This is a genomic window from Streptomyces sp. NRRL B-3229, from assembly GCF_000719505.1.
Classification (GTDB): domain Bacteria; phylum Actinomycetota; class Actinomycetes; order Streptomycetales; family Streptomycetaceae; genus Streptomyces; species Streptomyces griseorubiginosus.
This window is the reverse complement of the sequence record NZ_JOGP01000163.1, coordinates 1-230: the sequence shown is the minus strand read 5'-3', so window position 1 is coordinate 230 and position 230 is coordinate 1. Positions and strand designations below refer to the sequence as shown.

Annotated in this window: 1 protein-coding gene; it reads right to left on the bottom strand. The window is 64.3% G+C overall.

Features of this window, described 5'->3' with window-relative positions:
• Positions 1–230, bottom strand: a 230-nt coding sequence (locus IF54_RS0139245) for an FCD domain-containing protein (protein WP_030327616.1), incomplete at both ends; no start/stop codon positions are given.

Sequence of the window (230 nt, the reverse complement as noted above, 5' to 3'; positions counted from 1 at the left end):
CTCGATCCAGGACTGCCGACCACGCTGCCGGGCGATCGGCGTGTAATACCACCGCACCCGACGATCCACCTGCCCCGCCAACTCCGCCAACACCGCATTGCCCGCCAACTCCATCACCTTCGCGTGAAAACGCGCATTCAAACCCACCGCCGCATCCACATCATCCGCAGCAACGGCCCTCTCCCCCTCCGCACACAAAGCCTCCAAAGCAGCAACACCCTCACTGCCCG